At 75.6% G+C, this 9,970-nt stretch carries 6 protein-coding genes; all 6 read left to right on the top strand.

Annotation, left to right across the window (positions count from 1 at the left end):
* The first annotated feature begins 493 nt into the window (after window positions 1-493).
* The 6 genes from V7E45_RS35090 (at window position 494) to V7E45_RS35065 (ending at window position 9,875) form a co-directional block, all read left to right on the top strand.
* Window positions 494-1,231 carry a Crp/Fnr family transcriptional regulator gene (locus V7E45_RS35090; RefSeq protein WP_333778309.1) on the top strand — a complete coding sequence of 246 codons (738 nt, stop codon included), beginning with the start codon at window positions 494-496 and terminating at the stop codon, window positions 1,229-1,231.
* A 252-nt stretch (window positions 1,232-1,483) separates the two neighbouring features.
* Complete coding sequence (locus V7E45_RS35085) at window positions 1,484-2,527, top strand: hypothetical protein (protein ID WP_333778308.1); 1,044 nt, start codon at window positions 1,484-1,486, stop codon at window positions 2,525-2,527.
* A complete protein-coding gene (locus tag V7E45_RS35080) occupies window positions 2,524-5,343 on the top strand; it encodes a hypothetical protein (RefSeq protein WP_333778307.1) in 2,820 nt (939 codons plus the stop codon). The genes V7E45_RS35085 and V7E45_RS35080 overlap by 4 nt, the downstream gene beginning before the upstream one ends.
* Window positions 5,340-6,623, top strand: coding sequence for a hypothetical protein (locus tag V7E45_RS35075; RefSeq protein ID WP_333778306.1), 1,284 nt, complete (start codon window positions 5,340-5,342; stop codon window positions 6,621-6,623). The genes V7E45_RS35080 and V7E45_RS35075 overlap by 4 nt, the downstream gene beginning before the upstream one ends.
* Entirely contained in the window at window positions 6,620-7,177 is a 558-nt protein-coding gene (locus V7E45_RS35070) for a Pycsar system effector family protein (RefSeq protein WP_333778305.1), read from the top strand. Before V7E45_RS35075 ends, V7E45_RS35070 begins: the two co-directional genes overlap by 4 nt.
* Window positions 7,178-7,529: 352 nt before the next feature.
* Complete coding sequence (locus V7E45_RS35065; RefSeq protein ID WP_333778304.1) at window positions 7,530-9,875, top strand: VWA domain-containing protein; 2,346 nt, start codon at window positions 7,530-7,532, stop codon at window positions 9,873-9,875.
* The last annotated feature ends 95 nt before the right edge of the window (window positions 9,876-9,970 follow it).

Here is a 9,970-nt window from a genome sequence, read left to right as displayed (position 1 = left end):
GCGGGGCGGGCGGCGGCGGTTGACGAGAAGGCCTTCCGTGCCGAGGGCGGGACAACCGGCGCCCCCGGAACACCGGCCGCGCCTCGGCCCTCACCACCGGCGCGTCCCGTTCCGGGCCGTCGTCACCGCGCGTGAGGAAGCGCGGTCCGAGCCGATCGCGGAACAGCCGGTGGGCATCGGTCATGGGGAGCACGGCTCCAGTGTTCGGCGTACTCGGCGTACGGGGACCTCCCGCGCCGCCCGCCCTGCGCCGGACGGACGCGGTCACCGGGGTGGGGCGTCGGGGGGACGGCGTTGTGCGCGCTCGGTCGAGGCCGGACCGGGCGGTGTCCGGCGGCCTCGGTCCCGCCGACGGCGGACCGGTCCCGGCGGTGTCCGCCGGGACGGCTCTTCCGGGCAGGGGGCGCGGGTACAGTGGCAGGCCCATCCGCTTCATTCCTTCTCGGGCCCCTCGGCCGGATCCTTCCCGGCCTCTGCCGGAAGCGACGCATTCATGGCTCTGGTGGTGCAGGACCGCACGTTTCTCGATGTCCTCGGCGCCGAAGCGCGGAAGGATCTGTTCCGGATCAGTGCCGAGCGGACCTTCCGGGCGGACGAGCATCTGCTGCTGGAGCAGGACGACAGCAGCCATGTGCTGGTGCTGTTGGACGGGTGGGCCGTGGTGTCCACCGCGACCGACCGGTCCTCGGCCCGGCTGATCCTGGCGTTGCGCCGGCGCGGTGAACTCGTGGGCGAGATGGCCGCGTTGGGCGGGATCGCGCGCAGCGCCTCCGTCACCGCGCTCGGTCCGGTACGGGCCCTGGTGGTGCCCGGGGCCCGGTTCCGCGCGTTCGCCGGGCGCGACCCGGAGGTGTCGGCACTGCTCATGGCCCAGCTCGTCTCCCGGCTGCGCACCGCCGACGAGGAGCGGCGCACGCTCGCCTCCCTGACCGTCATCCAGCGGGTGGCCGCGCGGCTGCTGGAACTGGGGGAACTCCAGCGGGCGGCCTCCGGCCGTGCGGGCACGCGGGACACGGGCGGCCCCGGGGACGAGTTCCCGGCGCTCGCGCAGTTCGCCCAGCACGATCTCGCGGACGCCGTGGGCGCCACCCGCGAGGCGGTCGCCAAGTCGCTGCGGCTGCTGCGGGCCGCCGGTGTCGTCCGGACCCGGCCCCGCCGCATCGAGCTGATCGACCACGACGCGCTGCGCCTGCTGGCGGCCGGCGGGAACATCGGGTTCCCGGCCCCCTGAGCGGTTTTTTCGTACGCCCGTCAGTCCCCCTCCCTTCAGCGGATACCCCTGTCAAAAACCTTCTGAATATGCATCTGTCAAGGCTTGTGCGGGGTTGTGTTGACGTGCGGGGCGCAGAAGGGGACAGCGTGCAAGGCGCGCGTATTCGGCGCGCGATCCATGTGCTGCCACCGGATGTGTAAACGACCACATCGCGAGCCGACGCGAGCCGCCATGCTGACGGGCAGTCACTGCACGACAGGGGGTGGGCAGATGGCTGACGGAGCCGTCTACAAGACCTTGATGAGCGTGGACACCCGGGGATCGGGTGGCTACCTCGACGGCGCGAAGCGACGGATGCGCGCACGGATCTACGACCTGGCCCACGCGTCCTTCGCGGCGACGGGCGTGGCGAAGTCCATGCTCCATCTGGAGGACCGGGGGGACGGGTTCATCGCCGCCGTGGACGCGCGCATCCCGCCGGTCCGGCTGCTCGGCACCTGGCTGGCCGAGATGCACCAGCGGCAGCGGGCGGGGAACGAGGACCTGGCACGCCGGCTCGGGCTGCGCGTCGGACTGCACGTGGGTCCGGTGGAGCACGACGAGGAGGGGCTGTCGGGCCATGCGATGGACCTGGTCTGCCGGTTGGCGGACGCGCCGGTGACACGGACGGTGCTGGAGCACTCGGGGCGCGATCTGGTCCTCGTGGTCTCCGACTCGCTGCACCACGAAGTGATCCGGCACGGCGGGCGGTTCGTGGAGCCCTCCGCGTACCGCCCGGCCCGGGTCGAGCTGAAGGAGGGCCCGGTCACCGCGTGGTTCCACGTGCCGGGCGAGGCCCGGCCCCGGATACCGGGTGACGAGGGGTTCGACACGCTTCCCGTGGACGCGCCTTCGGGGGAGAACGGGGGCGGCGCGTCCACGGGAGCCGAAGCGGAGGGCCGCCCACCGGGGAGGGATCCGGGGCACGCCGCCCCGGCCCCGGCCGGCCGGCCCTCCGCCGACGGGGATCCCCGGGCGGCCGGGACTGAGGCATGGCCGGTGGATACCGGTTCCGGTGCCCACTGGGACATCAAGGTGGAGGGCGGCACCAGCGTCGTCCAGGACCGCGCGACCTTCCAGGGACCGGTCCACTTCGGGGGCGGCGCGGGCGCGGCCCAGGAGGACTGGCCGACCGGCGGCGACAGGGCGCACGGAGGCCGAGGGGCGACGGACGGCACCACGCCCGAAGGCGGCCGACGGGCCGGGGACCGCAACGCCCCGTACGGCGGCCGGCGTGTGAGGGACGGCAACGGCCCAACGGAGGGAACCCGTTGAGCGGCGACGGCGAGTACGGGGGCGCCGAGGGCTTCGGAGCCGACGGTGCCGGGGGCGCGTCCCCCGGACCGGAAAAGTGGCGGGCCGGGGACGAACCGGCGTGGAAGGACGGCCAACGGCGCTCCGGCCAGGGTTCCGGCGGGGACGATGACGGGGAGGCGGGGCCGGACGGTGGCGGCCTGGACCGGGCGGACGAGGCGGAGCGCGCGGAGCGGCGGGACCGTCAGGAGGAGCGTTTCCGGGAGGCGACCCGGGACCCGCTCGCCGACTCGGGGGTGCCGGGCGAGGCACGCGCGGCGGCCCGGGTCCAGCGGGCCGCGCAGGCCCGGTTCGACATCCGGGGCAACAGCAGCGTCTTCGACCGGACCAGCTTCGACCGCGCGCACTTCGGCGATGTGTACGTCGGCGCCCGGGACACGGCGGCGCCGGTCTTCGGGGACGTGCCCGAGGACGAGCTGGACCGGCTGCGCCAGGTCTACCGGGCCCCGGCGGGCTACCCCACGCTGAAGCGGGTGCTGCGCGGGCGCCGGGTGCTGGTGCTGGGCGGCCCGCCCGGCACGGGCCGCCACACCACCGGGCTCTGCCTGTTGGACGAGGTCACCACCGCCGTACGCGAGGCGGCTTCCGGCGCCGGCAAGCCCGTACCCGAGACGGCGGAGGCCGGCGGCCGGACGGGCACCGCGGTCCTCACCCAGGGCCGGGTCACCCGGCTCGCCCCGTCCGATCTGGGGCTGCTCTCCGCCGACCCGGACGCGGTGGCGGGCGGTGTGCTGGACGGCGGCGGCCTGCTGGTCCAGCTTCCGGAGGCTGCACGGGACTTCACCGCGCCGCAGGAGCTGCACCTGGACGCGCTCGCCGCGCGGCTCGCCGCGAAGGGGGCGTACGCGGTGCTGGTCGTCTCCCCTTCCTCGCCCGCCGGCCATCTGCTGACAGGGCGCTACGGGCTGGCGTGCCCGCCGGCGCCCGCCGGGGAACTGCTGCAGTGGCAGCTCGTACGCTGCCTGGCGGACTGCCCGGACCCGGACGCGCTGAGCCGGGGTGAACAGATCCTCAAGCACCCCCTGTTCCTGGACGCGCTCGGCATCGCACCGGAGGCACTGCGGCCCTCCGAGACCGAGCTGGTCGCGGAACGGGTGGCCCGGCACGTGCGGGGAGAGCTGAGCCGGGACGAACTCCTCGACGCCTGCGGCCAGATCGCGCGCCGGCAGGCCCGCGAATGGTTCACTGGAGCCGCCGACCCGCTGCCTCCGGTGCCCGAGCCCGGCCGGGCCGGGGTGGACGGGCCGGTGGACACCGCGGCGCCCCGAGTGCGGGAGGCCGCCTTCCGGATCGCGCTCGCGGTGCTGGACGGGGAGGCGGTCAGCTCGGTGGCCGACGCCGCCGAACTCCTCGCCCAGCAGATCCTCGCCGTACGGATGCCCGGACGGGCGCACGGGCGGCCGGTGTTCGCGGAGGACCTGGAAGGGCTGCTCGCCGCCTGCCGGGCCGAGGTGCGCACCGGCGAGGAGGAGTCGGTGGGCGGGGTGCCGGTGCCGGTCCGCACGGTCACGTACCGGGGCACGGCGCTGGCGGGCTCGGTGCTGGCCGAGGTCTGGCACCGGCATCACGCGGCCCGCGGCTCGGTGGCGCGCTGGCTGCGCGAGCTGGCGGGCGCCCCCCGGCCGCAGGTGTGGGTGCGGGCCGCCGTGGTGGCGGGCGAACTCGCCACCGCCGACCTCGGGTACGGCTTCGCGGAGCTGATCCGGCCGCTGTCGGTGGCCAAGGACACCCGGCGCCGCTTCTTCGCCGCGACCGCGCTGGCCCAGGCCGCCGGACGCGAGCCGTACCGGTCGGCGGTGCGGGGCGTGGTCGCGGACTGGGCGGAGGCCCCGGTGCCGGCGCTGCGCTGGACGGCGGCGCTGGCCCTCGCCTCCGGCCGGATCGTGGACGAGACCCGGCAGACCCTGGAGCTGCTGTGCGGCATCGGCGGCCGCGACGAGGGCGCACAGGCGCTCGTCGCCTCCTACGGCGCGGCCCGGCTGGTGGCCGGCAGCCGGGCCGGGGAGGCGGCCACCGTGCTGCGCGAGTGGTCGGAGAACGGCTCCGACGAGCAGCTGAACCTGGCGATGCTCTGTGCCGTACGGCTGTTCTGCGCACGGACCGACGACATGTGGCAGGCGGAGGAGAGCGACGGCCCCGGCGCCCCGCCGGCGGACGCCGCCACCTCCGTCCCGGCGTCCGTCAGCCGGGTGTGGGGGCCGGGCGGGGTGCGGCTCGCGGGCCGGGTGTCGGGGCAGCCGGGCCGGGCCGGGCAGCATGCCCTGACCGGGCAGGTCGAGCGGCCGCCGGTGCCGCGCGCTTCGGTCGACGTGACCGACGCGGAGCTGGCCCGGCGAGCGCACTGGCCGCTCGCGCTGGCGGTGGCCGTGGCGGTGGAGAGCGCGGCCGAGCCGCTGGCCGACCTGCTGTGGCGGTCGCTGGCGAACCGCCTGTCGCACGAGGCCGCGACGGAGGGGCTGATGACCTGGCTGCGGGCGGCCGAGGCGGACGCGGTGGTACCCGGACCGGCGGACCGCACCTATGTGTTCGAGCAGGCGGCCGGGGACGCGTCGGCGGACGGCACGGCCGACCGGCGCGGGGAGATCCTCCAGGCCCTGCTGTGGCTGCTGCCCCGGATGATCCGCGACCGTCGGGACGCCGACCGGCTGCGCTGGCTCCTGCGGTTGATGGTGGACGCGCCGGAGGAACCGATGACCGCCGCCTTCGCCCGCCATGTGGTGGCCGCGATGGCGGCCACGGGACGCGGCCAGGGCGGCCGGGGGGAGGAGCAGAGGTGACGACCGGACAGGAAGAGGAACTGGTCATACCGGAGAATCTCGCCGGGCCGTTCCTGCGCGAACGGCTCGTGCAGGGAAGGGGGTTCAAGCACCAGGGCGCGCAGGTGGCCTCCGTGCTCTACTACCAGGACGGCGGGTACAGCGTGATCACCGCGCGCGGCGCCGACCACCGCGACCGGCTCAGCCGGTGGTCCCGGCCGAGCAGTGTCTGCGAGATCGCCTGCGGGCGGCACACGACCTCGTTCGCGCTGAAGCTGCCGGCGCACGGCTCGGCGACCTTCTTCGAGACCCGGGTGAAGCTGCGCTGGGAGGTCACCGACTACCGACTGGTCGTGGAGAAGCGCCTGTTCAGCGTGGAGAACGACCTCGGCCCGGAGATCGTGGACCGGCTCCAGGGCGTCACCACCCGGTACTCCGTGGACCAGGCGCACGAGGCCAACCAGGCCGTGCGGCTGGACATCGAGGCGGGCCGCTGGGCCGACCTCGGGCAGGAGGTGGGGCTGCGCACGAAGGTGTTCGTCGAGGTCGGCACCGACCGCACGCAGATCGGCTTCGTCAGCCAGACCCGCAAGGACGAGGCGGAGGCCCAGCGGGTGACCGCCCGCTTCCGGGGGTTCGCGGCGATCGCGCACGGCACCGACGCGGAGAAGTACGCCTATCTGATGGCGTCCGGCAGCACCGCCGAGGTCGGCCGGCTGGTCAAGATGATGATGGAGAGCCAGGCCGAGGAACAGCGCGCCAACCGCGAGTTCCTGGTCCGGATGGCGCACGAGGGCCGGGTCAACACCCCCGAACTGGACGCGTACATCCGGCGGATGGTGCTTCCCGGCCAGGCGGCGGGGCAGCCGGCGCTCCCGTCGCTCGAACCCCGGGCCGCGCTGCCGCCCGCGCCCGTCGCCCCGGTCGCCGCGCCCGCGACCGCACCGGCCCGGCAGGACTGGCCGGACGCCCCGGCGGCCGGGATCCCGGACCCCTACGACACCCCGGGGCGCGGGACGGAGCGGACCGCCGGGGCGCCGCGCCAGGAGGAGGACGACTGGTGGGGCGAGTCGCAGGAGGCCGTCGAGTACGAGACCGGTCCGTCGGCCGCGCGGGACGGGTACGGCACGTCCGCGCACACCGACGGCCACAGCGACGCGTACACGTACGGCGGGAACTCCTCCCCCGGTTCCGGGCGTGCGGAGTCCGGGGCGGGGTCCCGTGACTGGCCCGACGAGGACGACGACATCTGGGGCGGCCCGTCGGACGGGGACCGGGGCGGCCGGGGCGGCGGACGATGACGGCCGCGCCGGGCACACCGGGCATACCGGGCATACCGGGGGCACCGGGCACCCCGGCGACCGCGGTCCCGGAGGTGCGGTACGTCGCCGAAAGGCTGCTCGCCACGGTCCGCGAGGACACCGGGCGGGCGGACGTCAAGGCGTCGGTGCTGCTGTCGGTGGCGCTGGGGGTGCCGCCCCTGGTGGTCGGGGTGGGGCAGCGCCCTCCGGACCGGCCCTCCGTGCTGTGGCTGGTGCTGGTCGCAGCGGGGCTGTCGATGTGGCTGGCGGGGTCCGCTTCACTCGTTCGGGCGGTGCTGCCGCACAGCGGAACTGAGCGGGTCGGGCCCGGCATCACCTTCTTCGCCGACGTCGTCGCGGTGCACACGGCGGCTGGGGCGGGCGGCGTGGCCGAGGCGGTCGGCAGAGCGGGCGAGGACGTCACGGCCTGGCTGCTGGCCCAGGCCGTGGACAACAGCCACATCCTCGTCCGGAAGTACCGGTGCATCCGCTGGGGAGCGGGCTGGCTGGTACCGGGGGCGCTGTCGGCGACGGCCGGGCTGCTGCTCGGCTGATCCCGGCGCCCGAAGGGGGGACGGCGGCACGGCCGCCGACACCAGGGCGCACGCGGGCCCACACAGGATTCGCACGCCCGACATCTACGTCTATCAAGTGACAGTTGAGGGGGACGACATGGACGTACACGACACCGCACCGGTGCGCGGCGGCCCGGGGCGTGCGGCACGAGGACGAGGGGGGCGTACGGTGCCCGACGCCCGTACGACGTACGACCGCGGTACGACAACCGCCGCACCTCATAGAGCAGTTGATGCCCGTTCCGCCTCCGGCGCCCGCGCGGCGGCCGGGGCACGCCGTACGGCATCCGGCAGGCGGCGCGGGCTGCTCGGCGTCCGGCGGGCCGCCGCCGTGCTGGCGCTGCTGCTGCTCGGGCAGACCGCGCTCGGCCGGACGGCGCCGCCCACGCCGCTCGCCCCGGCCGCGTCCACCGCACCGGACGCGGTGGACCTGGCCGTGGCGGTGGACGAGTCGCGCAGTCTGAGCCCGGCCGACGTGGAGCGGGAGCGGGATGCCGCCGGGCGGATCGCGGTCGGGGAGATCTCCCCGGCGTCGCGGATGACCGTCCTGGGGTTCGCCAGCGCCGACAACGACGACCAGAGCCCGGTGGACGAGGTGTGTCCGACCACCGCGCTCGACGCGGTGGCCCGGGAGAAGATGGACGGCTGCATCGGCCGGCTGGCCCGGCGCGGCGCGGGCCAGGGCACCGGGACCGACTTCCCCAACGCCATCCGGCAGGCGGTGACCCGGCTGAGCGAGCACGGCGGCAACCGCCCGCGCATCCTCTTCCTGCTCACCGACGGCAAGCTGGACGTGAGCGACAGCCCCTCCTACGGCACCGACAGACAGAGCCGTGAGAAGAACGGCCGCCGCGAGCTGACCAAGGCGCTGGCCGAGGCACGCGCCGCCAAGGTGCAGATCTGGCCGCTCGGCTTCGGCGACGAGATCGACATGGACGCCCTGAAGGACATGGCCAAGGGGGGCTACCGGGGCGGGTGCACGGACCTGGCGGCGGCCCGCCCCCGCGCGGACAGGGCGACGGACTCCCAGACCCTGGGCGACGCCGTGCAGCGTGCCTTCGCCGGGGCCCGCTGCCTGGTCACCGACCCGCCGCGCAAGGACACCCCACCGGCGGACATCTCCGTACCGCTGTCCCCGCTGGCGACGCTCGCCACCGTCGTCGTCTCCAAGGGCGACCGCGCGGTGCGGGCCACGTACTACGACCCGCGCGGCCGGAAGGTCGAGCCCGGCGGCCGCTCCGACGGCTCGACCTTCACGCTGGCCGGTTCCGGCGGCGAGGTGGAGTCGCTGCGCATCACCGACCCCCGGCCGGGCCGCTGGCGGGTCCGGCTCGACGCACCGAAGGGCCACCGGGACCGGCTGGCCAGTGTCTCCGTGCAGTGGCGGGGGGCGGTGCGCTCCTCCATCGTGATGACGCCCGCCGCCCCCCGGCCGGGTGAGAAGGCCCGCGTCGAACTCACCCTCCAGACCCGGGACGAGCAGGGCATCGGCGACCCGGCGGACCTGCGCCGGCTGAAGGTGTCCGGGCGGCTGACCGGCGACGGTTTCGAACCCCGGGACCTGGCGCTCTCCGACGACGGGGAGAACGGCGACCAGAAGGCCGACGACGGCCGCTTCACCGGCACCGTGACGATCCCCCGGGGGGCGACCGGCGGGCTCAAGGCCGTCGGGGTGCTCGGTGCCGTCGGACTCACCGCCGACCACCGCCCGTTCCTGACCCGCATCGCCTCGGCCAACCCCGAGGTGCGGGCCGAACTCCGCGTGAACGACGTCGAGGTGCACCCCGGCGGCAGCGTGCCGTTCCGACTGCTGGCGTCCAACGACTCGAACCGGCCGCACACCCTGCGCCTGTCGCTGCGGGACACCGAGCCGGGCGCGGTCGCCCTCTCCCTCACCGAGGTCACGCTGGCCCCCGGCGACTCCATGGACCGCGCCGGACGGCTCACCGTCGGCGGAAAGCCCACCCCGCGCGAACTGACCGCGCGGATGGAGGTGTCGGACGCGGACGACTCCGCCCGGCCGCTCGACGCGAAGCTGGTGAGGGTGGACGTCACGCCGATTCCCTCCTGGCCGCGGAGGATCTGGGACGCGTGGTGGTGGGCGCTGGTGACCGGTGCCGTCCTGCTGGCCGCGCTGCTCGGCTGGTTCGTGTGGCACCGCAGGCGGGCGCGCGAGGGTGTCTCGCCGGGCGGGCTGCTGCTCCGGCTCACCGTGTCGGACGAATCCGGGGAGCGGACGACCAGCGAGACGACGGTGCCCCGCAAGCGCGACCCCTGGTACCGGTTCGAGGTGTCCGACCCGGACGGCCCCAGCCCCCGCCTTGACCCGCGCCCCACCGGCCGGTACGCCCTGCAGCGCGACCCGCGCACCGGGGTCCGGCTGCGCACCCCGGACGGGCGCGACCAGTCGTATCCGCTGGCTCGCGACATCCCGCTGGAGGGCCGGGTCCAGCTGCGCGTGGAACGCGGCGTCGGCGGACGGTCCGCCGCCCGGCGTCCGGGACCGCCCCGGTGGCTCGCGGACCTGCTGCCCCGGCAGCGGAAGCCCGTCCCGGCGCCGTCCGGCCGGAGGGACGCGGACGACCTCGGGACGCACGACACGTACGGCGGTTCCTCGTACGGCGGTTCCTCGTACGGGGGTCGCTCGTACGACGACGAGTTCGACGAGGCGACCTGACACCGGACGGCGGACGACCGGGGGCGGGGCGCCCCCCCGCCCCCCCCCCCGCCCCCCCCCACCCCCCCCCCCCCCGGGCCCCCCCCCCCCCACGG

Origin of the sequence: Streptomyces sp. IBSBF 3136, from assembly GCF_036815105.1 — a bacterium.
Taxonomy (GTDB): Bacteria; Actinomycetota; Actinomycetes; order Streptomycetales; family Streptomycetaceae; genus Streptomyces.
This window is presented reverse-complemented; position numbering and strand designations above follow the sequence as displayed.